This window comes from Candidatus Paceibacterota bacterium (genome assembly GCA_035452965.1).
Taxonomy (GTDB): domain Bacteria; phylum Verrucomicrobiota; class Verrucomicrobiia; order Limisphaerales; family UBA8199; genus UBA8199.
This window is the reverse complement of sequence record DAOTCE010000018.1, coordinates 21,053-45,879: the sequence shown is the minus strand read 5'-3', so window position 1 is coordinate 45,879 and position 24,827 is coordinate 21,053. Positions and strand designations below refer to the sequence as shown.

The following is a 24,827-nucleotide window of genomic DNA, read 5'->3' as shown; positions in this document are numbered from 1 at the left end:
CAGTGAAGCGCCGCTCCGAGAACATCCCACTTTCTTGCGCAGCCTGGTGCACGGTGAACCTGCGCCCTGCTCCACCTGGTTATGAATGTCTTCGTGACCGGAGCAACAGGGTTCGTTGGCCGTGAGATTGTCCGGCGGCTTCATGAGGCGGGGCACTCAATCCGCATCCTCGCCCGCCACCGCAGTTCTCCGTCGGTGCAGGAAGCGGTTTCACGCTGGGGTGCCGAGGTTTATGTCGGCAATGTGCTGGAGGCCGGCTCGCTAGGTAACGCATTGAGCGGAATGGAGGCCGTAGTCCACCTGGTGGGCATCATTGCCGAGGTCGGCGATTACACGTTCGAGCGCGTCCATACGGACGGCACGCGGAATATCCTGACTGTGGCGCAGCAAGCCGGGGTACGGCGCTTCATCCACATGAGCGCGCTGGGCACCCGACCCACTGCCGCTGCGCGCTATCATCAGAGCAAATGGGCCGCCGAGGAACTGGTCCGGCGCAGCGGATTACTGTTCACTATATTCAGACCCTCGCTAATCTACGGTCCCCGGGACCAGTTTATCAACCTGTTTGCGAGGATCGCCCATCTCTCACCGGTCGTGCCGCTGCTGGGCAACCCGCGCGCCCGGTTTCAGCCCGTGTCCGTCGAGGCCGTGGCGGCGGCATTCGTCACGTCACTCGACGAACCCAAGTCCGCCGGCCAGACTTATGACCTGTGTGGCCCGGAAAGTTTGACGCTCTCGGAGATCGTGGAACAGGTTCTGGCTGTGCTGCACCGGAAACGGTTCAAGCTCCAAGTGCCGCTCAGCCTTGCGCGTTGCCAAGCCGCCGCCATGGAATTCATGTTCCGGCGCCTGCTGCGAAAACCACCCCCCTTTAGCCGTGACCAGCTTATCATGTTGCAGGAGGACAACGTGGGGGACCCCCAACTGGCCAACGAACTACTTAGGCTCAAACATGTGCCGCTGGGCTTGGGAATAGCGAGCTATCTCGCGGTGGCGGACCCGGTGCGTGAGAGGTGAGGGGAGAAGTGGCTGGATGCGCAGCGCCCTTGTGCCGCGCGGCAACTCTTAGTCGCCGACAGACAATTCGCTGGCTTCCCGGGCCTGTTGGCGGCGCGCCACGGCGAGGCCGATGCCATCCAACAGCTTCCGGAAATCGAACCCCGCTGATTTCGACATCAGGCCAAAGGCGCCACGATTGACCGCCTCGTTAGCCCAGCCTGCAGTTCCGCTGTCGTTTGGCTGGCCAGTGAGCACAATGACCTCGGTCGCCGGCCATCGCTGCTTGATGGCCGGCAGCAAACCAAGTCCGTTGGCGTCGGGCAGCTTCATATCGAGGAGCACCACATCAGGCTGATCAAGGTCCAGGGCGCGGAGCAGGGCTGCGCCGCAATCCGCCTCGGAAATGTGGTAGTCGCTTTCGAGGATAGTCTTGAGCAAGTCACGCATGCCTTCCTCATCATCAACGATGAGGACCTTGCCCTTTGCGGCCTGGCTTGAAGAAGCTGCGCCTGACGAGGCCATCAGACGTCAATTCCGTAAGCCTTGATCTTGTTGTAGAGGGTCTGGCGACCGATGCCAAGCCGTTTGGCGGTTTCGAGCTTGTTACCGCCCGTTTCCTGGAGCATCTGGACAATTGCGTTGCGCTCCACGCCTTCCAGCAGTGTAAAGTTGGTGTCGGGGGCATCCTCCCCACCCGACCTGACGGTACTGATGGACAAGTCTGCCGCATCCACCTCGTTGCCTTCAGACAGGAGCACTGCGCGCTGCACTTCGTTCTGCAACTGCCGGATGTTGCCCGGCCAATCAAAAGCAGTGAGCCGCTCCGTTGCGCTGGGGGTGAAACCCTTGATGACCCGATTGGCCTGGGCGGAGAACCGTTTCAGGAATGCATTGGCCAGTGGCATGATGTCCTCACGCCGCTCGCGCAGTGGCGGGAGATGGACCGAAATGGCGCTGATGCGGTAAAACAGGTCTTCGCGCAGCTTGCCTTCGTCGATCGCCTCGCGCGTCTTGCGGTTGGTGGAAGCAACCAGGCGGCAGTTGGTCTTATAAGATGTCTTGCCACCTACAGGGCGCACTTCCTGGTCCTGCAACACGCGCAGCAACTTGCTCTGCGTGTCTATGGGCATCTCGGAGATCTCGTCCAGCAGCAATGTGCCCCCTTCGGCCAACCGGAATAAACCCTCGCGGTCCGCATGCGCGCCAGTGTAAGCGCCCTTGACCGAACCGAACAGCTCACTCTCGATAAGCTCACGCGGCAAGGCGGCGCAATTGATCTTGATGATCCTGCCCTTGCTGCGCGGGCTGAAGGTGTGGAGGAGGTCGGCAATGACCTCCTTGCCAGTTCCGCTCTCGCCCGTAATGAGCACAGCCACATCGCTGGGGGCGATGCGCTCGATCGTCCGGACCACCTCGCGCATAACAGCGCTGTGAAACACCGGCGAGGCGCTGCCGCTCATGGTCTCAAGGGCGCGTCGCAACATGCTGGTTTCCTCGGTGTGACGGCGGGCCTCCAGGGCGTTGGAGACATCCGCGAGCAGCTTGCCGCCGTCGAACCGATCACCTGATCGACGTATGAAATTGAATGCGCCTCGCTTGGTGGCCGCGACCGCCCAGGACACGGCCTCCGCGTCATTCTTTGGCGCCCCGGTCAGTACAATAACTTCGGTTTCGGGCCAGCGCTTCTTGACCGAGGGCAGCATTTCAAGACCGTTGGCATCCTTGAGGTCCACATCCAGCAGCACCACGTCTGGCTGGTCCAGATCCAAGGCCTTCTTCAACGCCGCGCCACTCTCTGCCTCGGAGACCTCGTGGTCAACCTCCAGGAATCCGGTCAGCGTCTTGCGGTAGCCCGCATCGTCATCAACAATCAGAATCTTGCCCTTCATATAAGTAGTGTTTGCCTTTACGGCCGCAGGCCTGTGCGAAAGCTCCGAATATCGCCTGATGTTCCGGGTGCCGGTCCACCAACCGCTCCGGATGAAACTGCACGCTCAACAGGAACGGCAGTATCTCGGCTGCGCCCGGCTTTAACTCCAAAGCCTCGATGATCCCGTCACCGCTAACGCCAGCCACCATCAACGGACCAGCCACCCGTGCAACAGCCTGGTGATGTGTGCTATTCACACCCAGCCTGAGCCCGGCTGTAATCTTGGCCAGTAATGAAGCCGGTGTCAACAAGACTTCGTGCACTATTTTACTGCGCCGATCGTGCCGCCGATGGTTGATCGCGCCGGGCCTTAGACTGGGAATATCTGCCAGAAGTGTGCCGCCCAGGGCCACATTCAGGATTTGCTGGCCTCGGCAAATAGCCAGCAGCGGTTTGCGCTGCCGGAAAACTTCGTCAATCAGAACCACCTCGCGCCAATCCCGCGCCCCGCCGTCCGGCGTCAAGGTCACCTTCTGCCGCAAACGACGCGGCAATGCCTTCCCGTAAAGGCGCGGGTCCACGTCATCACCGCCCGTCAGCAGGACGCCGTCACAGTGGCGCACGCCTTCGGCGATCAGTTCCCGGGAAGCCAAGGCAGGTAAAGCAAGCGGCAGGCACCCAACGCCCATCAACGCGCGCTGGTAAGTCTCCGAAAGGCAGACCGAGAGATCGCCGAATTCGTCTCCCTTCCTTTCGACGCTCGGTGAGATGAGGATCAGTGGTGGTTTGCTCATGTCCGGGGATTGTGGGAATAGAGGACGCGGTCTGTCAGGCGGAAACTGGGGCACACCCGTATGGTCATCTGCCACTATCCAGGATTGCCCTCGGGGAATCGTTCGCGGATGGACTGCTTCACGCGCGCTTCCTCCTCAGGCCGGAGAAGTCGGCGATTGATGCGGCGCCTTACCGCGTCGAGCAGCGCCATCCAATCCTCCAACGGGGGATTTGAAACCGCTTGCCACAGGTCATACCGGCGTTCACGAGCGAAGAAGCGCCATTCCCGGCCTACGTGCCGGGCATAGATCTGAAGTCGGACACCCTCCGGGGTAACACGTCGCCAACTGATTTCCGCCTTGGCCATAATGTTCGTTCAAACCGAACCGGGCCGCTGAATCCTTGTTGCGAAAAGCAACCGACTCACGGCAAATCCACACTGGCCACCGCCATGGCCGCTATGCCCTCTTCCCGGCCGAGAAAACCAAGACACTCATTGGTTGTTGCCTTAATCCCGACGCGCCGGAGGTTCAGGTCGAGCGCCCCGGCGATATGGACCTTCATTTCATGTATATGCGGGAAGAGTTTGGGTGCTTGCGCGATTACTGTAGCATCCACGTTGATAATCTTGCCGTCCCGCAGCCCGACCAACCGCGCCGCCTCATTCAGAAAGATGCGGCTCTGCGCGCCCTTCCAGCGAGCGTCCGTGTTGGGGAAGTAATGACCAATGTCCGCCTCGCCCATCGCACCCAGAATGGCGTCGCAGATCGCGTGCATTAATACGTCGGCATCTGAGTGCCCTTCCAATCCCTTGGAATGTGGAATCTCGACGCCGCCCAGAATAAGTTTTCGCCCCTCCACCAAGGCGTGCACGTCGTAGCCGATACCAACATGAACCATGCGATGCATTATAGGGTTGGGTTCCGGCTTGGCCAAGGAGTTTTGCGGGTAGTTGGGCCGCTCCCGCTCTTCTCTGCATTCTATCCGATACCTTTCGGAGGATTGATCTACAGGAGCAACACTAACGTCCAAGACGGACTTTTAGTCAGACAAGACAAAGGCGGCCCAGCTTTCAACCTGAGCCGCCTCGCCCCAACCCACAAGATAACAGCGCAGCTTAGTTAGGCTGCGCTCGTGTCCCATCACTTTGCTCCATTTACTTCTAGGGCAGATTATGCTCAAAGAGGGGATTCCGCCTAGCCTGGAAAAATACGGAATCTGGCGTAGTCAAATGCCCTACACAGTTTCATGGTGAGAAAGTGGTTCTTCGCGGATTTCCGGGGAATGCCGGTGGCAATCCGCCTTCTCGGACTCCCCTTCTTGCCACCTGCACTACCGCCGAACGGGCGTTCGCACTGCTGCGTTGGCCGCGCGCCGGCGTTGGCTTACGTTTGGCTGGAGGATGGCTTGTCAGTGCGGTCAGGCTACGGTGTGGTTCCCATGGGGGTCGACCCCCATGGGAACCACACCGTAGCAGCACAGGTTAGACACCGTAATCACAGGCCAAAGGTGCAGGGATCAGCGGGGATTTGAGAAGGCTGACAGGCAGGATCACTGTCCCAAATTTGGACAGTGTTGGTTTGGCGAAGGCCGGGAGGCCATCCGAGTCGTGCGGGTACAAACCACCGTTGGCAGTCCCCGGAAACCCATGATGAACCGAAAAAGAGCCCGCAGTGAGCGAAACGTTGCTCGGTGAGCCTGACGGTCTGAGTGGTTCAGCGGGGCAGTCCGGTCAGAACCCACCGTGACCGTTGAGTCGGCTGTTCTCCCATTGCATCGGCTGAAGGTTCTCCAGCTCGTAGCTCCCCCCCTTGGCCGGCGGTGTAAGGTATCCAATCTCCCAGCCCAGCTTACTGTTCGTGTTCCCGTAACCTTCTTTCCAGATCAAAGCACCATAGGAATCAACCCTCAGCGGCGGATGGTCGCCACTGGGGGTCGCTTTGCTCCATACCGCTTCAACGGTTGCCGCATCAAAGGGTTTTCCCGAAGCATCAATACTTGGTCGCATGAACATGTTATCACTACCCAAGCCACCGTTTAGCCGGCGGTCCGCAAACGGCCTCGCTCCTCCAACCAGACAGTCGGAAAAGCCAACTTCATTCAAGCCGTCACGCATTTTGAGTCCCGCCATGGCGATTTCGTTCAAAATTCAGTGCCCAAAGCGACAGTTCCGGCCGGGTAGGACAGGAGGGCGCCTTTCAAAATCGGGGAATACCCTTTAGGATGCGCTTCCAATGGCGGAACGACTGCCAATTTACGAGATCGAGCGACCGCTAGTGGCCAAACTTCGGGAGACCCGCAGGCTGATCGTGTCCGCACCCACTGGCTCAGGCAAGTCTACCCAAGTCCCGCAGATGCTGCTGGATCATGGCTTACTCGGGGCGGGCCAGGTTGTGATCCTTCAACCGCGGCGACTGGCTGCACGGCTGCTGGCAGCGCGGGTTGCCTGGGAGCGCAACTGCAAACTCGGCTGCGACGTCGGCTACCAGATACGTTTCGAAAACGTCACCAGCACCGACACCCGCATTCGTTTCGTTACCGAGGGTCTGCTGTTGCGGCAGATGATCCAGGATCCACGGTTGCGAGGGGTTGCGGCGCTCATCTTCGACGAGTTTCACGAACGCCACCTCTATGGCGATGTGACTCTGGCCCGGGCCCTGGACCTGCAGGAAACCGAGCGGCCCGACCTGAAGATTCTCGTGATGTCGGCAACTCTCGATACTGCGCGGTTGGAGCATTACATGGAGCCGTGTCAACTCCTCGAATCGCAGGGACGCACATACCCGGTCGAGATAGAATACGCGGTTAAACCCGCTTACCTTGACAAGCGTCCAGTGTGGGAGCAGGCGGCAGCAACGTTTGTGGACTTCGTCCGCTCGGGCGGCCCGGGCGATGTGCTGGTATTCATGCCGGGCAGCTTCGAGATTGCGCAGACGATTGAGGCCATCCGCCGTTGCAACGAGGCCCGCGACTTCCGGTTGCTGCCGCTGCATGGGGAACTATCTGCGCATGACCAGGACGCCGCCATCGCCCGCTATGAGCAGCGCAAAGTCGTTGTTGCCACCAACGTAGCGGAGACCTCTCTGACCATTGACGGCATCCGATGCGTAATAGATAGCGGGCTGGCCCGAATCCCGCGATACGATCCATATCGTGGCATCAACACACTTCTGGTCGACAAGATCAGCCGCGCTGCCGCCGACCAGCGCGCGGGCCGTGCGGGTCGCACTTCGCCGGGCACCTGCCTACGCCTCTGGTCGCGGGAGGAGCATTCGCATCGCGTAGCGCAAGAACTGCCTGAAATCAAGCGGCTGGACCTCGCTGAAGTGGTCCTGACCTTGAAAGCCGCCGGTATCGAAAACCTGCGCAGCTTCCGCTGGTTCGACACCCCTGAACCGCAAGCTTTGGCTCACGCCGAAGTAATTTTGACCGATCTGGGCGCCCTAAAGTCTACCCACCATAAACTCTCCCTTACCCCCATAGGCCGGAAGATGCTGGCCTTCCCGCTCCACCCACGTTATGCACGCATGTTGCTTGCCGCACAGCACTACGGTTGCGTCTGGCAGGCGTGCTTGCTGGCCGCGCTGACCCAGGGCCGGGATCTGCTCTTGCGAAACGTGGATTCCGAAACGATTCGCCACCGCGAAGACTTGGTTGGCGAAAATTCCGCCAGCGACTTTTTGCTCCTCATGCGCGTCTGGCGACACACTTACGCCAGCGACTTCCGTCCCGAAACCTGCCGCCAACTTGGCGTGCATGCTGCCACCGCACGGCAGGTTGGTCCGCTATTCGAGCAGTTCCTCGAGATCGCGCGCCGTGAAGGCCTCGACACCACGCAGCGCCAAGTCTCCAACACTGCCTTGCATAAATGCATTCTGATTGGCTTCAGCGACCGCGTGGCCCGCCGCTTGGACTCTGGGACGCTGCGCTGCGAGCTGGTCCATGGCCGGCGCGGGACGCTGGCTCGCGAAAGCATGGTCCGGCAGAATCAGTTGTTCGTTGCCGCCGAGGTTCGCGAGGTAGGAGGTAATGACAAGGGGGTGCAGACGCTTCTAAGCCTGGCGACCGCGATAGAAGAGGAATGGCTGCGAGAGCTGTTTCCTGACGACCTCTCAGCTGCGCAACGAGTCTACTACGATGCAAACACTCGACGTGTATTGGCAGAGGAACAGGTTCGCTTTCGTGACCTGGCCATTGGCACTCGTCGTGTCGAATCGCCTCCTGCAGACGCCGCCGCCGGCTTGCTGACCGATGAAGTGCTTGCTGGCCGGCTCATCCTCAAGGACTGGGACGAGACCGTCGAGCAATGGATTCTCCGCCTCAACCTGCTCAGCCAATGGTGCCCGGAACTCACCCTCCCCCACATCGGCCAAGAGGAACGTCGTCACTTGGTCGAGCAGGTTTGCCATGGTTCCTTCACCGGCAAGGACCTCAAAGACAAACCGATCAAGTCCATCGTGCACAGCTGGCTTACGTCCGCCCAGCAGGCGCTAGTGGTCAAACACGCCCCTGAACGCCTCGCCCTCTCCAATGGTCGCCCCGCGAAGGTCGTGTATGAGCCGGGTAAACTGCCCCACATTGCCCTGCGCATCCAGCAACTCTTTGGGGTGAACACTACTCCCTTGATCGCGATGGGCCGTGTGCCGGTGCTGTTGCACATCCTTGCCCCGAACAATCGCCCTGTGCAAATCACCCAAGATCTCCGCGGCTTTTGGCGCGAGCATTATCCGAAGATCAAACAGGAACTGCGGCGCAAGTATCCCAAGCACGAATGGCGCTGACCGTGGCGCAAATCCTCTCTCCCGTACCATTGCCCAGCATGAGAGAATGCGTCTTGAGCCATTCAACTCAGCCCGCTCCCCGTTCCCACGTCACAGCATGCCTTGGAGAAGCCCCCCAGCGTCGGAGAGCACGGTAAAGCAGGAGGTTGGTTCAAGACCCGCCCGGGCATTGAAGCGGCGCACATTCGGCCCGACGTCGGGAACTGGGTACCCTCAGCCGTTGAACTTCTTCGCCAGGAGGCTGGCGTTGTGGCCACCAAACCCGAACGAGTTATTGAGAATGGCCTCGACCTTCATCTGGCGGGCAGTGTTGGGGACGTAGTCCAGATCGCAATCGGGATCGGGCACCGTGTAATTGATGGTCGGCGGTACAATGCTGGTCTCAATTACTTTGGTGCAGACGATCATCTCAACTGCACCGGCGGCGCCCAGCATGTGGCCGGTTGCCCCTTTTGTCGAGCTGACGGCGAGTTTGCGAGCGTGCTGGCCAAAGACGGCCTTAATGGCTTGCGTTTCTGCGATGTCACCCTGGGGAGTGGAGGTGCCGTGGGCGTTTATGTAGGAGATGTCCTCGGGTCGCAGGTTGCCGTTGCGGAGGGCCATTTGCATGCAGCGGGCGGCACCTTCGCCCCCTGGTGTGGGGGCAGTGACGTGATGGGCGTCCGCGGTATTGCCGTAGCCGGCGAGCTCACAGTAGATTCTGGCGCCGCGCTTCCTGGCATGCTCCAGTTCTTCGAGGACGAGCATGCCAGCCCCCTCGCCCATGACAAAGCCATCACGCTCCTTGTCGAACGGCCGGGAGGCGTGCACGGGATCGTCGTTGCGAGTGCTGAGCGCCTTCATGGCACAGAACCCGCCAATACCGATGGGAACGATGGTAGCCTCAGCGCCACCGGCGAACATGACCTGCGCGTCCCCCATCTTGATGGTCCGCCACGCCTCGCCAAGGGCGTGGTTGGAGGTGGCGCAAGCCGAGCAAGTAGCGAAATTAGGGCCCCTGAGCCTGTAGTACATCGAGAACAGGCCCGAGGCCATGTTCGAGATGAGCATAGGAATCATGAAGGCCGACAGCCGGTCCGGCCCGCGTTCCAGCAGAACCTTGCATTGCTCAGACACAGTCTGCAGCCCGCCGATGCCAGAGCCGATAAACACGCCGATCTCGTCGCGGTTTACGCGGTCGAGGTCCAGGCCCGAGTCGCGTAATGCCTGCCAAGCGGCATACACACCGAATTGAGAGAAACGATCCGTTCGGCGGACTTCTTTGGGTGACGGCAGCGCAGGATTGGGATCGAAGTCTCTTACTTCCGCAGCAATTTGGCTGTCGTACTCTGAGGGATCGAAGCGAGTGATCTTGCTGATACCACACCGCCCGGCGAGGATGTTTTGCCAAAAGGTGCCGAGTTCATGACCCAATGGAGTCACCACTCCCAACCCGGTAATGACAACTCGTCGCTCGGTCCAGTTGCTAGCCATAAAGTCAAACGGGGCAGCCCAAGCTGATACCAGTCCAAGCCGCCCCGGAGGTGCTTAACTCACGATTACTTCTGCTGGAGGTCTTCGATGTATTTGATCACATCGCCCACGCTTTGGAGTTTCTCCGCCTGTTCGTCAGGAATCTCGCTGCCAAATTCTTCTTCCAGCGCCATGACCAATTCCACGGTGTCGAGCGAATCCGCCCCGAGGTCCTCGATGAACTTGGCGTCGGGAGTGACCTGGTCAGCGTTCACGCCCAACTGCTCGACAATGATATCCTTAACTCGTTGCTCAATAGTTTTCTCAGCCATGATTTGCTCCGGTTGTAATTTTTGCAGTGTGTCTAAGTTAGGTTATGGGAGGCGTCAAGCCCGAATCGAAGAAATTTACATTGCCATCCCGCCGTCCACTGGCAGGACTTGGCCGGTGATATAGCGGGCGCCGGGGCCGGCCAGGAACAGAACAGCGTCGGCGATATCTTCCGGCTGGCCCAGACTGCCCAGCGGAATTTGTTTCAAGAGCGTCTCGCGCGCTTCGGGGCTAATCTTGGCGGTCATGGCGGTCTCGATGAAGCCCGGCGCGATGGCGTTGACGGTAACACCCCGGCTCGCCAACTCGCGGGCGGCCGACTTGGTAAAACCGATCACCCCTGCCTTGCTGGCCCCATAATTGCACTGGCCAGCGTTGCCGATGAGACCGATAACGGATGCGATATTGATAATACGGCCCGAACGCTGCTTCAGAAAGCTGCGGGAGAAGGCCTTGGTGACCAGGAATGTACCCTTCAGATTAATGTCCAGCACCGCGTCCCAGTCCGCCTCGCTCATGCGCATAATCAATCCGTCCCTTGTGATGCCAGCGTTATTCACGAGGATGTCAGCCTTTCCGGCGGCAGTCAGGATCTGGTCGGTGGCGGTTTCCACGCTGGTCGCGTCGGATACGTTGGCGGCAAAGGCCCAGGCTTTGCGGCCAAGCGCCTGCACCTTTTGCACTGTCTCAGCGCAGAACTCGAGCTGCAAATCCACGCAGGCGAGGTCCGCGCCAGCACTGGCGAGTTTCAAGGCAATGGCCTGGCCAATGCCACGGCCGGCACCGGTCACCACCGCTACTTGACTGGCTAGTTCGTTCATAAATCCTGTGTCTTGTCTGCTATCCGCGGGCGGTTGTCAATTCAGGTTTTGAGATTTCATGCCGCCCGGAGAGCCTGGATGGTTGTTTCCAGACTCGCAAGGTCTTCGACGTTGAAGATTTGCACGGTTTTGTCAATGCGTTTGAGGAAGCCGCTCAAGGCTTTTCCCGGTCCGAGTTCGATGAAGCGCGTGCACCCCTGACCAACCAGATACCGCATGGAATCCTCCCAACGCACGGACGAAGTGACCTGCTCGACTAATCGGGCACGGATGGCCTCGGGCCCCCCGTGGGGTCCCGCTGTAACATTGGCGATGACCGGAACGACAGGCGCAGCCAGAGCAACTTGCACCAGCTCAGCCTCCAATTTCGGCTGCGCGCTGGCCATGAGCGGGGAATGATATGCGCCAGCCACGGGGAGCGGTAAAGCCCGCTTGGCGCCTTTAGCTTTGGCCAGTTCGCAGGCTCGCGCGATCTGATCTGCGGCTCCTGAAATTACGATTTGACCGGGGCAGTTCAGGTTCGCGAGCGCAACGCCCGCTTGAGCGCAGACCTCGCGCGTCGGCCCTTCGTCCAAACCGATCACGGCCGCCATGCCGCCGCGGGTGGCTTCGCAGGCCTCCTGCATGAACTTTCCGCGCTGACGCACAATCCTCAAGCCGTCTTCGAAATTCATCGCGCCCGCTGCGGTCAGCGCGGTAAACTCACCGAGGGACAAGCCCGCAGCAGCCTGGAAAGTCAGTTCTGGAACGCGTTCCTTGAGCAACTCAAACGCCACCCAGCTTACCAGGAAGATCCCCGGCTGCGCGTTCTCGGTCTTGGTCAGCTCTGGCTCCGGCCCATCGAAGCATACGGAGGCCAAGTCGTAGCCGAGTGCGGCGTTAGCGCGGTCAAACCACGCTCTGGCCGCGGGGCTTACCTGCGCCAGGTTGTGCCCCATGCCCACGACTTGTGCGCCCTGCCCTGCAAATAACAACGCGGTCTTGCTCATAATCGGCCGCGACTAAACACGAAAAACGGCCAAGAGGAAAGCAGAGATCACAATTGATTGGACTTTTGGCCCCGGCGGCGCTTTATTAGGTTCAATGCGGCTCTGGCGATTAGTGCTGGTCACTTTGATTGCGACCCTGTGGGTCGTGGCGGGCCAACACTGCCGGCTGGAGTTGCTGACGGGCTTCGAGTTCTTGTCCTGCTGCCAACACGCGGATGCCGCGCAGAGCCCGGCGCACCATGAGAACGAATGCGCCGGCGACGGTTGCGGAGCGGTGGAATCCGGCTTCTACATTCACGTCAGGCTGCAACCGGTGCAGGCAAAACCGTTGTTCGCGCTGGTCACCTGGCTGCTTCCGTTACCGGAAGACTACCGGGCGAACGCCTCAATTTCCGTCGTGAGCACCTCGCCCTCGCCGCCGGAGCTTGTCCGGCTTTGGCACGTCTCTCAACGCGCAGCCCGACCACCCCGCGCGCCCTCTCTCGTTTCCTGAACCGTCCCCAGGGGGACTTTTCTGCAGGTGTGGCGTTACCTCACGCCGCACGGTTTTCCCGTTTTGAGGTTTGAACCCAAATTGTCTGTCTATGAAACGAAAGAACGGATGTGAATGGCCACTGCTCCTGGCGGTGGCGCTGGGAAGCGCGAGCGCGCTGTCGGTAATGAGCCAGGAAACTCAGTCCGGATCGGGCACCAATGTCCTAACGCTGAAGGACGCCATCGGACTAGCGCTAACCAGCAACCCGCAGCTTCGCGCCGCGGGCAGCCACATCGGCAGCGCCGCCGGACGCGCCTACCAGTCGAAGCTCTGGCCCAATCCCGAGCTGGAGTTGAGCGCGGAGGATTGGCCGGCGAGTGGTGGTGGTGGTTTCACGGATGCCAAGAAGCTGGTGGGAATGGCACAGACGCTCCCATTTCCCGGCAAGAAGAAGCTCGACGGGCAGATCGGCAGACTGGGGGTCCGGACAAGCGAAGCGACATATGAACTACGGCGAGTCGAGCTGGTGCGGGAAGTCAAGGCGGCATTCTATGAGGTGCTGGCGACGAGGCGGCAGGTGGAAGTGGCGCGGGAATTGGTGTCAGTGGCGGAATCGTCGGCGGCGACGGCGCGGAAGCGGGTGGACGCCGGGGCGGCGGCGGACCAAGAGCAGTTGCGAGCGGAGATCACGCTGGAGCAGGCCCGGACGGAGTTGCTGGGCTTTGAGCGGGAGGAGGAGATGGCGCGCGAGAAGCTGGCCCACCTCCTGGGGCGGCCCGACCTGAGGGAAGCCTCCCTGTCGGGGACGCTGGCCGAAATGGTGGATTTGGGGCTGCTGAAGGAGAAGCCGGCACACTGGCTGGCGCGGCATCCCGAAGTCGCGGCAGCGCGGGCCGGCAAACAACGGGCGGAGACGGAGGTGCGACGGGCGAGGCTGGAGCCATATCCGGACGTGACGCTGGGAGCGGCAGGGGGTGAGGACTCGGGCAACGGGGGTTCGATTGTTCAATTCAGCCTCAGCGTGCCGGTGCCGCTCATTGACCGTTCCAAAGGCAGGCGGATGGAGGCGCAGGCCAACGTGGTGGGCGCGGATGCGGAGCTGGCGGCGACCGAGCAGCGGTTGCTCCAGGAGTGGGGCATCGCGAGCCGACGGCTGCGCACCGCCGCCGAGCAGGCAGCCAATTACCGCGACCGGATTCTGCCCCGGGGCGAGGAGGCGTTGCGGCTGGTGCGCCGCGGCTTCGAGGAAGGGAAGTTCGGCTTCATTGACCTGCTGGACACGCAGCGGACAGCCGCCGAGGTGCGGCTAGCCTACCAGCGGAAGTTGCTGGAGCTGAACGTCGCACAGGCGGACGTGGAGGCGCTGCTGGCGCGGGTGCCGGGCAAACCCGGCGCGAGCTACAGCGCTCAGAACCAACCCAAGTAAGATGAAAGGACGTATGATGACCAGTATTCCCGGGTTAATCGGTGCGGTGCTCGCGACCGCAGTAGCGCTGCTAACGGGTTGCTCCAAGCAAGGCGAGCCCGACGGACACCATGACCACGCAGGCCACAACCACGCTCAGGCGCATGCCTCTGCCAACGCCAAGGCGCTTGCGGCAGGGTCCAAATGTGCCGCCCACGGCGCCCCTAAAGCGCTGTGCTTCATCTGCGACGCCAGCCTGCGGGACAAGGCCCGGCCCTGGTGCAACGAGCACGGCCGTTATGAGGATCGCTGCTGGGGCTGTCATCCCGAGGCGCAAGACAAGAATCGCGCTTACTGCGAGGAGCACTTCCTTTACGAGGACGAGTGCTTTCTCTGCCGGCCCGAGTTGAAGGGTAAAGTCGGACCAACCACGGCGGCTGACGCGGCCCTCATGTGTGCGGAGCATGGCGTGCCTGAGGCGGAATGCGGCATCTGCCACCCCGAAATGGCCGGGAATCTCAAACCGGGTGAAGGGACAATGGTGCGGCTGCCGGCGGCGGATTCGGCGGGCATTGTCGGGGTCGAGTTGGCCCCGGCAACCGTGGGGCAAATCGCGGAGAGCATCGAATGCTACGCCGAGCTGGCGTTCAACCAGAACCGGTTGGCGCAGGTCGCGGCGCCGGTGGGGGGCATCCTGCAATCGGTGGACGTGGACCTGGGCGCCAGGGTGGAAGAGAAGCAGACCGTGGCGAGGATCTGGTCGGCGGCGATCGCGGAGGCGGTGGCCAAGGCGGTCCTGAGCCACCAGACGCTCGATCGCGAGCAGAAGCTACGAGCGGACAGGGTATCGTCGGAGCGAGACCTACAGCAAGCCGAGGCGGAGCACCGGGCGGCGTGCCAGCAACTGCGGATGCTGGGGTTCACCGAGGAGCAGATTAACCTGCTGGGGCAGAAGCCCCAGGAGCAGGTGCTGGTAGAAGTGCGCGCCCCCTTCGGAGGGGAGATTGTGGAACGCAGCGCGGTGCGCGGAGCGTTGGTGGAGACAGGGAAGTCCCTGTTCATGCTGGCGGACCGCTCGACGATGTGGGCAATGCTGAACATACCCGAGGCGGCGCTGGCGCGGGTGAAGGTGGGGCAGGCAGTCGAACTGCGCGTCGAGGGGCTGCCGGGGCGGACTTTCGAGGGGAAGCTGACGTGGATTGCCGCGGAGGTTGACGAGCGGAGCCGGATGGCGCGGGCGCGCGCAGAAATACCCAACCCGGAAGGGGTGTTGCGCGCGCGAATGTTCGCCAAGGCACGCATCCTGGCGGGGACGGCGGAGGACGCGGTGCTGCTGCCCAGCTCGGCCATTTGCGCCGTCGAGGGCAAACCGTTCGTGTTCGTGAAGCTGGAGGATGACCTGTACGAGGCCCGGGCGGTGGCGATTGGGGTCAAGTTCGAGGGGCGGCAGGAGGTTCTGGAGGGGCTGAAGCCCGGGGAAAAGGTAGTAGTGAATCGGGGGTTTGCACTCAAGTCGCAGTGGCTGAGCTCACGCATGGGCGCGGGCTGCGCGCACTAAGGAGAATGACCACGCAACTGAAGGCACGCTATCCCCTCATCGTGGCCCTTTCCATGAGACTCGACAGCACGAACGGCCTACTCACTCCATCTCGCTCCGAGGGAGAGAGGATGCCCTTTAGGGCGGGTGAGGGGGCAGGCGACCAACTGCTGAGCGGTGTTCTGAATCAGGGGGACAACCATGCTTAGCTGGATTGTTCAAACCTCACTCAAGAACCGGCTGCTGGTGTGCGTGCTGGCGGTGGCGCTGGTGGTCGTCGGGGGCCAATCCCTGAGCCGACTGCCGATTGACGCCTTTCCGGACACCACCCCGGTGCAGGTACAAATCAACGCGAGCATGCCGGCGCTTAGCCCGGAAGAAGTGGAGCAGCAGGTGACCATCCCCGTCGAGCTGGCCATCAGCGGGCTGCCGGGACTCCAAAACGTCCGTTCCATATCCAAGTTCGGGCTCTCGCAGGTGACGGCGACGTTTCACGATGACACGAGCATCTACCGGGCACGGCAGCTCATCACCGAGCGGCTGCAGAGCGTGGAGCTGCCGGCGGGGATCGAGCGGCCGCAGCTTGGCCCGATTGCGACAGGGCTGGGCGAGGTGCTGCATTACGTGGTGCGGTCGGACGACACCAACCGAACGTTGACCGAGCTGCGAGAATTGCAGGACTGGGTGATCAAACCGGAGCTGCGGAAGGTGCCGGGCGTGGCCGAGATCAACAGTTGGGGCGGTTTCGAAAAGCAGTACCACGTCGTGGTGGAGCCGGAGCTGCTGGTGAAACACGGCCTGACCTTCGAGCAACTCTTCGACGCGCTGGAAGCCAACAACCAGAACGTGGGCGGGGGGCAGGTGGTACGGGCGGGGGAAGCGCTACTGGTGCAGGGGATCGGGCTGACGACCAACGCGCAGGAGATCGCCGACATCGTCATCGCCGCGCATGACGGCGTGCCGGTGCATGTGCATGACGTGGGGACGGTGCGGGTGGACCACGAGATACGGCGCGGGGCGGTGACGGGCGCGGGCCGGGGCGAGATCGTGCTGGGGCTGGGATTCATGCTCATGGGGGAGAACAGCCACGTGGTAACGCGCGCGCTCAAAGCGAAGCTGGCCGAGGTGCAGAAGACGCTGCCCGCGGATGTGAAGGTGGAGGTTTGGTATGACCGCACGGAACTGGTGGACAAGGTGATCCACACCGTGATGGAAAACCTGCTGGCAGGTGCGCTGCTGGTGATCGCGGTTCTGTTTGCCTTCCTCGGGAGCCTGCGTGCGGGATTGATCGTGGCCACGGCCATCCCCCTCTCGATGCTCTTCGCGGGCAACTTCATGTTGCAGGCTGGCATCGCCGCGAGCCTGTTGAGCCTGGGCGCGATTGACTTCGGCCTGATCGTGGACAGCTCGGTCATCATGGTGGAGAATTGCGTCCGCCATGCGGCGCGCCACAAGGACAAGCCCTGGCTCGAGGTCATCCGGGACGCCGCGGTCGAGGTGCGGAAGCCGACCCTCTACGGCGAGCTGATCATCTTGATTGTCTTCCTGCCCATCCTGACCCTGGAGGGCATTGAGGGGAAGATGTTCCGCCCCATGGCCCTGACGATGATCTTCGCGCTGCTGGGCTCGCTGGTATTGTCGCTGGTGCTCATGCCCGTCCTGGCGAGCCTGCTGTTGCGGCGCGGGATGAAGGAGCGCGAGCCCTGGCTGGTGCGCACCGCTGGGCGCCTCTACGTCCCGGTGCTCGATTTCGCGCTGCGCCGTCGCGGGTTTGTGATCGCCGTGGCGCTGGGCCTGCTAGCCGCCGGCGCCTTCCTGGCGACCCGGATCGGCCGCGAGTTCCTGCCGAAGCTGGGCGAGGGCGCCATCGTAGGCACCACGGTGCGGGTGGCCGGGGTCTCGGTGGAGGAGGCAGTCGCCGTGAACGACCGGATCGAGAAACTGCTGCTGGCGGAGTTCAAGGACGAGATCGCCAACATCTGGACGCGGCTGGGGAGCGCCGAGATTGCGACGGACCCGATGGGAATCGAGCTGTCGGACTTCTTCCTGGCGCTCAAGCCACGGCGGGAGTGGAAGAAGGCGCGCACGCAGGGGGAGTTGGTCGCAGAGATGCAGAAGCTGTTTGCGCGAATTCCCGGGATGCGCGTGGCGTTCAGCCAGCCAATCGAGATGCGCATGAACGAACTGGTGGCCGGAATCCGTTCCGACATCGGCATCAAGATATCCGGCGACGACCTGGAGACCCTGCGCGTGCTGTCGGACCAGGTTCAGCACGTGCTGGAGGAGATCCCGGGCCGGAGCGAGGTGACCGGGGAACAGCTTGTCGGGCAGCCGGTGTTGCAGGTGCGGGTGGACCCGCGGGCGACCGAGCGCTACGGCGTGCCGGTGCGCAACGTGCTCAACGTGGTGGAAGCGGTCGGAACCAAGAAGGTGGGCGAAGTCCGCGAAGGGCAGCGCCGCGTGCCGCTGGTGGTGCGGCTGCCGGACCGTCAGAGGACCGACCCCGAGGCGCTCGCCAACACGCTGATCCCGACGGCCACGGGCTCGGTGCTGCCGCTGAACCGCGCGGCGCAGGTGGTGGAAACGGAGGGCCCGGCCACGATCAACCGGGAATGGGGCAAGCGCCGGATCACGGTGCAGTGCAACGTGAGAGGCCGGGATGTGGGTGGGTTCGTGGCGGAAGCGCAGCGGGCGATCGCGGAGCGCGTGAAGCTGCCGGAAGGCTACACCATCGAGTGGGGCGGGCAGTTCGAGAACATGGAGCGGGCCAGCGCCCGGCTGCGGTTCGTAGTGCCGCTGGCGCTGGGGCTGATACTGGTGCTGCTCTACTTCAGCCTGGGAACGTTGCGCGACGTGTTGCTGGTGGCGACGGGCATACCGCTCGGAGCGGTCGGCGGGCTGGCGGCTTTGTGGCTGCGGGACATGCCGTTCACAGTCAGCGCCGCAGTCGGCTTTGTGGCCCTCAGCGGTGTGGCGATCCTCAACGGGCTGGTTCTGGTCACCTTCATCAAACAACGGCTGGACGCGGGGGCCGCGCTGGATGTCGCGGTGCGCGAGGGCTGCCTGGCGCGGTTGCGTCCGGTGCTGATGACGGCGCTGGTGGCGGCGGTGGGGTTCATCCCCATGGCGATAAACGTCGGCGTGGGCGGGGAGGTCCAGCGCCCGCTGGCGACGGTGGTGATTGGGGGTGTGCTGAGCAACACGTTGCTGACGCTGGTGCTGCTGCCGGTGCTCTATACGCTGGGCTCGTCCAGGAGGCGGTAGCCGACGCCCGGCTCCGTGAGGATGAGCCGGGGCTGAGAGGGATCGGTTTCAAGCTTGTCGCGGAGGTGGGCGATGTAGACACGCAGGTAGTGTGTTTGCTCCACCGCGTTGGGGCCCCAGACTTCCCGAAGCAGGTGGCGGTGCGTCAGGACTTTGCCGGCGTGCTGGATGAAGAGGCGGAGCAGGGAGTATTCAGTGGCCGTGAGGCGGATTTCCCTGCCGCTGAGTTTCACCACGCGGGCAGCCAGGTCCACCTCGAGGCGGCCGGTGCGGAAGAGGCTGTCCTGGGCGCCCGGCTGGGCGTGGCGCTGGGCGACCCGCAGCCGGGCCAGGAGCTCGCCCGAGCCGAACGGCTTGGTGACGTAGTCATCGGCCCCGTTGTCGAGCGCCGCGATCTTGTCCTCCTCGCGGTCGCGGACGGACAGAACGACCACCGGCACGCGGCTCCACTCGCGCAGGCGCTTGAGCACGGCCACGCCATCCATGTCCGGCAGGCCCAAGTCGAGGATCACCACGTCGGGCGGGCGTTGGGCCGCGTGGGCGATGCCGTCCTGGCCGGTGGCGGCCTCGGCGACGCGGTAGCCGTTGGCCTCGAGGCAGACGCGCAGCAGCCGGCGCATCTGGAGTTCGTCGTCAATGACCAGAGCCAGGGGTTGGGGCGCAGTGGACATGATCAGGTGGTTTCCCTGGCGACGGGGGGCGCGCTGGCGAGCGGCAAGCGTATCGTGAAGACCGCCCCGCCGCTGGGGCGGTTCTCGGCCTTGACTTGGCCGGCTTGCGCCTCGACGAGGCCCTTGACGATCGCCAGGCCCAGTCCGGTGCCGCCCGCCGGGGCTGCGGGAGCGCGGTAGAACTTGTCGAAGATCAGGGGCAGAGCCTCGCGCGGCAGGCCCGGCCCGTGATCGGCGACACTCAGCGCGAGGGTCTGCTCCTCGGCCGCCGCACTGACTTGCACGGCGGTGCCGGGAGGCGTGTGGACCGCAGCGTTGAACAGCAGGTTCGTCAGCGCCTGCTGCATCAGGACAAAGTCCATGCGCACTAGCGGCAGGCCCGGGGCAACCGCGACAGTGACCTTGTGCTGCGCGAGGTCCCTCGCGAGGTCCTTCAGGGTCACCTGGACCAGGTCGGCGACGTCGCACCAATCCAGGTTGGCTTTGACGTGCCCGGCCTCCAGGCGCGTCATGCTGAGGAGATTGCCGACGAGGCGGTTCAAACGGCGGGCGGCTTCCTGAATCTCGGCAATCATCGTCCGCTCGAAGGCACCGGCCCCGGCAGAGCCCTTTTCGGCGAGGCTGCCGGCCGCGCTGGTGATGGCGGCGATGGGCGTGCGGATTTCGTGCGAAATGGAGTTCAGCAGCGTCTTGCTGAGGCGCTCGGATTCGGCAACCAGCTTGGCCTGCTGCTCAGCGTCGCGCAGGCGCTGGCGGTCCAGCACCAATGCGATCTGGCGGACAAAGGCATCGAGCAGGTCGCGCTGGCCGGTCGCGAGGGGCGCGGGATCGCGGAAGCGCAGGCTGAGGACGCCAATGGCGCGCTCCCCGGCCACCAGCGGCACATGCAATCCCGCCGCCGAGGGCAGCGTGTCGGTGCCGCGCCCGGCCGGCTGCTGGTGGCGGAAGGCCCAGGAGGCGACGCTCTGCTCTTTGTCAGGCATGGCCCACGTGTTGGCGAAGTAAGGCGTGAGGGGAGCCGTCCGGGTTTCGCCCGGGAGCGAGAGGGCCACCTCGGCGCGGGTGGTCTTGCCCACCTCACGGATGATGATGGCCAGGAGATCGGCGAAGTCGGTGGCCTGGGCCAGTTCGCGCGTGAGGAAGAACAGCGCGGTGGCGCGCTGCTCGCGGCGGCGCTCGGCGGCTTGCTGCGCGCGCAGGCGGGCGGCCAGGTGCCCCATCGCCAGCGCCACCACGAAGTAAGTGCAGAACAGCATCAGGTCGGTGGGGCCGGTGATGCGAAAGGTGAAGACGGGCGAGACGAAACAGAAGTTCCACAGCAGCGCCGTGAGCGTCGCTGCGGCCAGGGTCGGGCCGCGTCCGACGATCATGGCGAGCGCGACGACGCTGACGAGGTAGATCAGCGCCAGCGACTGGTATCCCAGCCACTGCTGCAGGATTGCGTTCAAGGCCGTTGTGCCCGCGACGAAGCCAAGGGCGATCCCATAGCCGCGCGAGGCACTGGCGTCGAAGCGCGGCCTGGGCAGCGGTCGCGAGGGGGGCGGCTCCCCCTCGGCGCGCACGGCGTGGACGTCAATATTGCCGCTCTCCCGGATCAGCCGATTGAGCAGGGAGCCGCCGCGCCACAGGTCGAGCGCGCGCCAGCCGACCGGCTTGCCGACCACGAGCTGGGTGGCGTTTTGCTCGCGCGCTACCCGGAGGAGGCCGTGCGCCACGTCGTCGTCGGTCGTCGTGAAGACTTGCGCCCCCAGTTCCCGGGCCAGGGCGAGGTGACGCGAGAGGCGGACTTGATCGTCGGCGTGGAGGGGGTTGGGCAGCTCGACATAGACGGCCAGCCAGGGTGCCTGAAGCTCGGCAGCCAGCCGCCGGGTCCAACGCACGAGGGCGGCGGAGGTGGGGCTGGCGCTCACGGCGACCAGCAGGCGCTGCCCGGACTTCCACGGGTCAGCGATGCCGTGCGCCTGCCGGTAGGCGAGCACGTCCTGACCGACGTGCTCGGCCGCAAAGCGCAGGGCCAGTTCGCGCAAGGCCGAGAGGTTCCCGGGGCGGAAGAAGTTCTCCTGCGCCGCGCGGGCGGACTCGGGCACATAGACCTTGCCCGCGGCCAGCCGGGCGCGGAGCTCTTCGGGCGGCAGGTCCACCAGCTCGAAGTCCGCGCCCTCCAGGGCCGTATCCGGCAGCGTCTCGCGGATCGTGACGCCAGTGATCTGGCGCACGGCTTCGGCCCGGCTTTCGACGTGCTGCACGTTCAGCGTCGTAAACACATCAATGCCCGCGTCCAGCAGTTCGAGCACGTCCTGGTACCGCTTGGGATGACGCGAGCCGGGCGCATTGGTATGGGCGAACTCATCCGCCAGAGCAAGCTGCGGCCGGCGCGCCAGCACGGCATCGAGGTCCATCTCCGGCAGCGTCACGCCGCGATACGCATGACTCAGGCGCGGGACAACGGGCAGGCCTTCCGTCAGCGCGGCAGTCTCTTTGCGCCCGTGGGTTTCGACGTAGCCGATGGCCACATCGCGTCCGGCGGCCTGCTCCCGGCGGGCGGCTTCGAGCATCGCGTAGGTCTTGCCGACACCCGGGGCCATGCCGAAGAAGACCTTGAGCTTCCCTCGCTTCTTTTGGACAGCCTCCTGCTGGATGGCCGCCAGGAGGGCGTCAGGGTTGGGCCGGGTCTCATCACTCACGATTCGACTATAGCCCGCCGTGTTGAAAGGGAAAGACGATTGCACACGCAGGACGCTCGGGTGCAGTTCTCAGCCAACCTACCTTCCAGCAAGTTCATCCAACGCCAGGTTCAACTGCAGGACGTTTACTCCGGCGTCGCCGAGGATGCCGAGAGCGGCGGGCTCGGTGTTGCGCCGGACGAGCTGCTGCACCTGGTCGAGGCTCAGATTGCGGGCTTTAGCCACGCGGGCGGCCTGGAGGCGCGCGTTCTTCGGGTTGATATGCGGGTCCAAGCCGCTGCCGGAGGCGGTGACGGCGTCTGCGGGCACAGTGGCATTGGCCGCCAAGCCGTTTTGGGCACGGTAGTCGGCAAGGTTCCGGGCGATGGCATCCCGCAGCTTCTGCGAGGTCGGCCCCAGGTTGCTGCCGCCCGAACTCGCGGCATCATATCCATTTCCCGCACAGGACGGACGGGGGTGGAAGTACTTGTCAGCGCGGGAGGGTTGGCCGATGAGTCCCGAGCCGCGCACCGCGCCCTTGGCGTCGACGATCAGGCTGCCGTTGGCCTGCCTGGGAAAGAAGGCCTGGCCGATGCCAAAGACCAGCAGCGGGTAAAGGCCGCAGCAAACCACGGCGAGGGCCAGCGTGCCCAGCACGGCGCTGCGCAGCTCGGAAATCAGTGCTTTCATACTCAGACGAGGTTGAGGGTGGTGATGAGGACATCTATGAGCTTGATGCCGAGGAAGGGAATGATGAGACCGCCCAGGCCATAAATGAGCAGGTTGCGCTGGAGTGTGGCCAGCGCCCCGACGGGGGTGTATCTCACGCCCCGCAAGGCCAGCGGGATGAGCGCGACAATGATCAGGGCGTTGAAGATGACCGCGCTGAGGATGGCGCTGGTCGGGCTGCGCAGGCCCATGACGTTCAGGGGCGCGATCGCGGGAAACGTGGCCATGAGCATGGCGGGGATGATGGCGAAGTATTTGGCCACATCGTTGGCGATGCTGAAGGTGGTGAGCGAGCCGCGCGTGATGAGAAGCTGCTTCCCGATCTCGACGATCTCGATGAGCTTGGTCGGGTTGCTGTCCAGGTCCACCATGTTGCCAGCCTCGCGGGCGGCTTGAGTCCCCGTGTTCATGGCGACGCCAACGTCAGCTTGCGCGAGGGCCGGGGCGTCGTTGGTGCCGTCGCCGGTCATGGCCACAAGATGGCCGGCCGCTTGTTCGCTGCGGATGCGCTTCAGCTTGGCCTCCGGCGTGGCCTGGGCGATGAAATCGTCCACGCCCGCCTCGGCGGCGATGGCGGCGGCAGTCTCCGGGTTGTCGCCGGTGATCATCACGGTCCGAATGCCCATTCTGCGCAGATGCGCAAAGCGCTCCCTGATGCCGCCCTTGACCATGTCCTTCAGTTGCACCACGCCCAACACATCGCAGCCTTCGGCGACGACCAGCGGAGTCGCCCCGGAACGCGAGACCTGCTCGACGGCCTGGCTGACCGCCTGCGGAAACCTGCCGCCCAACTGGTCCACATGCGCGCGCATGGCGTCGGCGGCGCCCTTGCGGATGCTGCGCGAGTCGAGGTCCACGCCGCTCATCCGTGTCTGGGCCGTGAAGGGCACGAAGCGGGCGTGGGGCTCGGCCACCTCGCGGCCGCGAAGGTGGAACTGCTGTTTGGCGAGCACCACGATGGACCGGCCCTCGGGCGTTTCGTCGGCCAGCGAGGCCAGTTGCGCGGCGTCGGCCAAACGGTCCGGCGGCACGCCCGGCGCGGGGATGAACGCGCCCGCCATGCGGTTGCCCAGGGTGATGGTGCCCGTTTTGTCGAGCAACAGCACGTCCACGTCGCCCGACGCCTCGACCGCGCGCCCGCTCATCGCCAGCACATTGCGCTGGAGCACGCGGTCCATGCCGGCGATGCCGATGGCGCTCAGCAGACCGCCGATGGTGGTCGGGATCAGGCAGACCAGCAGCGCCACCAGCACCGGCACCGAGAACGCCGCGCCCGAGTAGAGGCCGAACGGCTTCAAGGTCACGCACACCAGCAGGAAGATCAGCGTGAGCGCCGCGAGGAGAATCGTGAGGGCGACCTCGTTCGGGGTCTTCTGGCGTTGGGCGCCCTCAACCAGCGCGATCATGCGGTCCAGGAAACCGTGCCCCTTCTCCATCGTTACCCGGATGACGATCCGGTCGCTGAGGACGCGCGTGCCCCCGGTCACGGCGCTGCGGTCCCCACCGCTCTCGCGGATGACGGGGGCGGACTCGCCGGTGATGGCGGATTCGTCCACGCTGGCGATGCCTTCCACTACGTCGCCGTCCGCGGGAATCACGTCCCCCGCTTCGCACACGACCAGGTCGCCCTTCTGCAGGTCCGGGGCCGGGACCTTTTCCTCCCGCCCGTTGCGCAGGCGCCGGGCGGAAGTGTCCTTGCGGGCTTTGCGGAGGCTGTCGGCCTGGGCCTTGCCGCGGCCCTCGGCGACAGCTTCGGCGAAGTTGGCAAACAGCACGGTGAACCAGAGCCAGACCGCCAACTGGGCGACGAAGCCGCGCTCGGATGGGCCGGCGAAGGCAATGCCGACCGTCGTCAGCGCCGCGCCCACCATCGTGACGAACATGACCGGGTTCCGGACCATCAGCCGCGGGTCGAGCTTCCGGAACGAGGCCGCGATGGCCGGGCCGACAATGTTCCAGTCAAAGAGAGTAGGGGGTTTTGCGGTCATGAGCGCCTGAGATGTGAAACGTGATGCGTGAAACGTGAAACGTGATGCGTGATGCGTGATGCGTGATGCGAGGGCGAGG

20 protein-coding genes are annotated in these 24,827 nt (G+C 63.6%); 6 read left to right on the top strand and 14 right to left on the bottom strand.

Features of this window, described 5'->3' with window-relative positions; translation table 11 throughout:
* Positions 1-81 precede the first annotated feature (81 nt).
* Positions 82-1,017: a complex I NDUFA9 subunit family protein gene (locus P5205_14095; protein HSA11493.1), complete on the top strand. Its 936-nt coding sequence runs from the start codon at positions 82-84 to the stop codon at positions 1,015-1,017.
* A 48-nt stretch (positions 1,018-1,065) separates the two neighbouring features.
* On the opposite strand, the gene P5205_14090 is transcribed toward P5205_14095, so the two are convergent.
* From P5205_14090 to P5205_14065, 6 genes are all read right to left on the bottom strand, one after another.
* On the bottom strand, positions 1,066-1,521 hold the full coding sequence (locus P5205_14090) for a response regulator (protein HSA11492.1): 456 nt from the start codon (positions 1,519-1,521) through the stop codon (positions 1,066-1,068).
* The gene (locus P5205_14085) at positions 1,521-2,888 is read right to left on the bottom strand and encodes a sigma-54 dependent transcriptional regulator (protein ID HSA11491.1); all 1,368 of its coding nucleotides are present in this window, start codon (positions 2,886-2,888) and stop codon (positions 1,521-1,523) included. Before P5205_14085 ends, P5205_14090 begins: the two co-directional genes overlap by 1 nt.
* Positions 2,863-3,663: a gamma-glutamyl-gamma-aminobutyrate hydrolase family protein gene (locus P5205_14080; GenBank protein HSA11490.1), complete on the bottom strand. Its 801-nt coding sequence runs from the start codon at positions 3,661-3,663 to the stop codon at positions 2,863-2,865. The genes P5205_14085 and P5205_14080 overlap by 26 nt, the downstream gene beginning before the upstream one ends.
* Positions 3,664-3,737: 74 nt before the next feature.
* Entirely contained in the window at positions 3,738-4,010 is a 273-nt protein-coding gene (locus tag P5205_14075) for a hypothetical protein (GenBank protein ID HSA11489.1), read from the bottom strand.
* 56 nt (positions 4,011-4,066) lie between these two features.
* Complete coding sequence (gene ispF, locus P5205_14070; GenBank protein ID HSA11488.1) at positions 4,067-4,543, bottom strand: 2-C-methyl-D-erythritol 2,4-cyclodiphosphate synthase; 477 nt, start codon at positions 4,541-4,543, stop codon at positions 4,067-4,069.
* An 832-nt stretch (positions 4,544-5,375) separates the two neighbouring features.
* Positions 5,376-5,789 (bottom strand): hypothetical protein, encoded by a 414-nt coding sequence (locus tag P5205_14065; GenBank protein HSA11487.1) that lies wholly within the window; start codon positions 5,787-5,789, stop codon positions 5,376-5,378.
* Positions 5,790-5,877: 88 nt separating this feature from the next.
* Here P5205_14065 and hrpB point away from each other — a divergent pair, with 88 nt between their 5' ends.
* Positions 5,878-8,424 (top strand): ATP-dependent helicase HrpB, encoded by a 2,547-nt coding sequence (hrpB, locus tag P5205_14060; GenBank protein HSA11486.1) that lies wholly within the window; start codon positions 5,878-5,880, stop codon positions 8,422-8,424.
* A 213-nt stretch (positions 8,425-8,637) separates the two neighbouring features.
* Here hrpB and fabF read toward each other — a convergent pair whose 3' ends face one another.
* The 4 genes from fabF to fabD form a co-directional block, all read right to left on the bottom strand.
* The gene (gene fabF / locus P5205_14055) at positions 8,638-9,897 is read right to left on the bottom strand and encodes a beta-ketoacyl-ACP synthase II (GenBank protein HSA11485.1); all 1,260 of its coding nucleotides are present in this window, start codon (positions 9,895-9,897) and stop codon (positions 8,638-8,640) included.
* 65 nt (positions 9,898-9,962) lie between these two features.
* The gene (acpP, locus tag P5205_14050) at positions 9,963-10,208 is read right to left on the bottom strand and encodes an acyl carrier protein (protein HSA11484.1); all 246 of its coding nucleotides are present in this window, start codon (positions 10,206-10,208) and stop codon (positions 9,963-9,965) included.
* 75 nt (positions 10,209-10,283) lie between these two features.
* Positions 10,284-11,027 carry a 3-oxoacyl-[acyl-carrier-protein] reductase gene (fabG, locus tag P5205_14045; GenBank protein ID HSA11483.1) on the bottom strand — a complete coding sequence of 248 codons (744 nt, stop codon included), beginning with the start codon at positions 11,025-11,027 and terminating at the stop codon, positions 10,284-10,286.
* Between the two features lie 56 nt (positions 11,028-11,083).
* Positions 11,084-12,016 carry an ACP S-malonyltransferase gene (fabD, locus tag P5205_14040; GenBank protein HSA11482.1) on the bottom strand — a complete coding sequence of 311 codons (933 nt, stop codon included), beginning with the start codon at positions 12,014-12,016 and terminating at the stop codon, positions 11,084-11,086.
* Positions 12,017-12,110: 94 nt separating this feature from the next.
* On the opposite strand from fabD, the gene P5205_14035 reads away from it, so the two are divergent.
* The 4 genes from P5205_14035 (at position 12,111) to P5205_14020 (ending at position 18,697) form a co-directional block, all read left to right on the top strand.
* Positions 12,111-12,509, top strand: coding sequence for a hypothetical protein (locus P5205_14035; GenBank protein HSA11481.1), 399 nt, complete (start codon positions 12,111-12,113; stop codon positions 12,507-12,509).
* A gap of 91 nt (positions 12,510-12,600) precedes the next feature.
* A complete protein-coding gene (locus P5205_14030) occupies positions 12,601-13,917 on the top strand; it encodes a TolC family protein (GenBank protein ID HSA11480.1) in 1,317 nt (438 codons plus the stop codon).
* A gap of 13 nt (positions 13,918-13,930) precedes the next feature.
* Positions 13,931-15,454, top strand: a complete 1,524-nt coding sequence (locus tag P5205_14025; GenBank protein ID HSA11479.1) for an efflux RND transporter periplasmic adaptor subunit — start codon at positions 13,931-13,933, stop codon at positions 15,452-15,454.
* A 180-nt stretch (positions 15,455-15,634) separates the two neighbouring features.
* Entirely contained in the window at positions 15,635-18,697 is a 3,063-nt protein-coding gene (locus tag P5205_14020; GenBank protein ID HSA11478.1) for a CusA/CzcA family heavy metal efflux RND transporter, read from the top strand.
* On the opposite strand, the gene P5205_14015 is transcribed toward P5205_14020, so the two are convergent.
* The 4 genes from P5205_14015 to kdpB form a co-directional block, all read right to left on the bottom strand.
* Positions 18,667-19,368, bottom strand: coding sequence for a response regulator (locus tag P5205_14015; protein HSA11477.1), 702 nt, complete (start codon positions 19,366-19,368; stop codon positions 18,667-18,669). The genes P5205_14020 and P5205_14015 overlap by 31 nt on opposite strands.
* A gap of 2 nt (positions 19,369-19,370) precedes the next feature.
* On the bottom strand, positions 19,371-22,052 hold the full coding sequence (locus P5205_14010) for a sensor histidine kinase KdpD (GenBank protein ID HSA11476.1): 2,682 nt from the start codon (positions 22,050-22,052) through the stop codon (positions 19,371-19,373).
* Positions 22,053-22,130: 78 nt separating this feature from the next.
* Positions 22,131-22,721 (bottom strand): K(+)-transporting ATPase subunit C, encoded by a 591-nt coding sequence (gene kdpC, locus P5205_14005; GenBank protein HSA11475.1) that lies wholly within the window; start codon positions 22,719-22,721, stop codon positions 22,131-22,133.
* Positions 22,722-22,723: 2 nt separating this feature from the next.
* Positions 22,724-24,748 carry a potassium-transporting ATPase subunit KdpB gene (gene kdpB / locus P5205_14000; GenBank protein HSA11474.1) on the bottom strand — a complete coding sequence of 675 codons (2,025 nt, stop codon included), beginning with the start codon at positions 24,746-24,748 and terminating at the stop codon, positions 22,724-22,726.
* Between the last annotated feature and the right edge of the window lie 79 nt (positions 24,749-24,827).

Excerpts from the sequence above, each read along its gene's own strand:
- P5205_14095 (HSA11493.1), top strand. The coding sequence starts at position 82 with ATGAATGTCTTCGTGACCGGAGCAACAGGGTTCGTTGGCCGTGAGATT.
- P5205_14090 (HSA11492.1), bottom strand. The coding sequence starts at position 1,521 with ATGGCCTCGTCAGGCGCAGCTTCTTCAAGCCAGGCCGCAAAGGGCAAG.
- P5205_14085 (HSA11491.1), bottom strand. The coding sequence starts at position 2,888 with ATGAAGGGCAAGATTCTGATTGTTGATGACGATGCGGGCTACCGCAAG.
- P5205_14080 (HSA11490.1), bottom strand. The coding sequence starts at position 3,663 with ATGAGCAAACCACCACTGATCCTCATCTCACCGAGCGTCGAAAGGAAG.
- P5205_14075 (HSA11489.1), bottom strand. The coding sequence starts at position 4,010 with ATGGCCAAGGCGGAAATCAGTTGGCGACGTGTTACCCCGGAGGGTGTC.
- ispF (HSA11488.1), bottom strand. The coding sequence starts at position 4,543 with ATGGTTCATGTTGGTATCGGCTACGACGTGCACGCCTTGGTGGAGGGG.
- hrpB (HSA11486.1), top strand. The coding sequence starts at position 5,878 with ATGGCGGAACGACTGCCAATTTACGAGATCGAGCGACCGCTAGTGGCC.
- fabF (HSA11485.1), bottom strand. The coding sequence starts at position 9,897 with ATGGCTAGCAACTGGACCGAGCGACGAGTTGTCATTACCGGGTTGGGA.
- acpP (HSA11484.1), bottom strand. The coding sequence starts at position 10,208 with ATGGCTGAGAAAACTATTGAGCAACGAGTTAAGGATATCATTGTCGAG.
- fabG (HSA11483.1), bottom strand. The coding sequence starts at position 11,027 with ATGAACGAACTAGCCAGTCAAGTAGCGGTGGTGACCGGTGCCGGCCGT.
- fabD (HSA11482.1), bottom strand. The coding sequence starts at position 12,016 with ATGAGCAAGACCGCGTTGTTATTTGCAGGGCAGGGCGCACAAGTCGTG.
- P5205_14035 (HSA11481.1), top strand. The coding sequence starts at position 12,111 with ATGCGGCTCTGGCGATTAGTGCTGGTCACTTTGATTGCGACCCTGTGG.
- P5205_14030 (HSA11480.1), top strand. The coding sequence starts at position 12,601 with ATGAAACGAAAGAACGGATGTGAATGGCCACTGCTCCTGGCGGTGGCG.
- P5205_14025 (HSA11479.1), top strand. The coding sequence starts at position 13,931 with ATGATGACCAGTATTCCCGGGTTAATCGGTGCGGTGCTCGCGACCGCA.
- P5205_14020 (HSA11478.1), top strand. The coding sequence starts at position 15,635 with ATGCTTAGCTGGATTGTTCAAACCTCACTCAAGAACCGGCTGCTGGTG.
- P5205_14015 (HSA11477.1), bottom strand. The coding sequence starts at position 19,368 with ATGTCCACTGCGCCCCAACCCCTGGCTCTGGTCATTGACGACGAACTC.
- kdpC (HSA11475.1), bottom strand. The coding sequence starts at position 22,721 with ATGAAAGCACTGATTTCCGAGCTGCGCAGCGCCGTGCTGGGCACGCTG.
- kdpB (HSA11474.1), bottom strand. The coding sequence starts at position 24,748 with ATGACCGCAAAACCCCCTACTCTCTTTGACTGGAACATTGTCGGCCCG.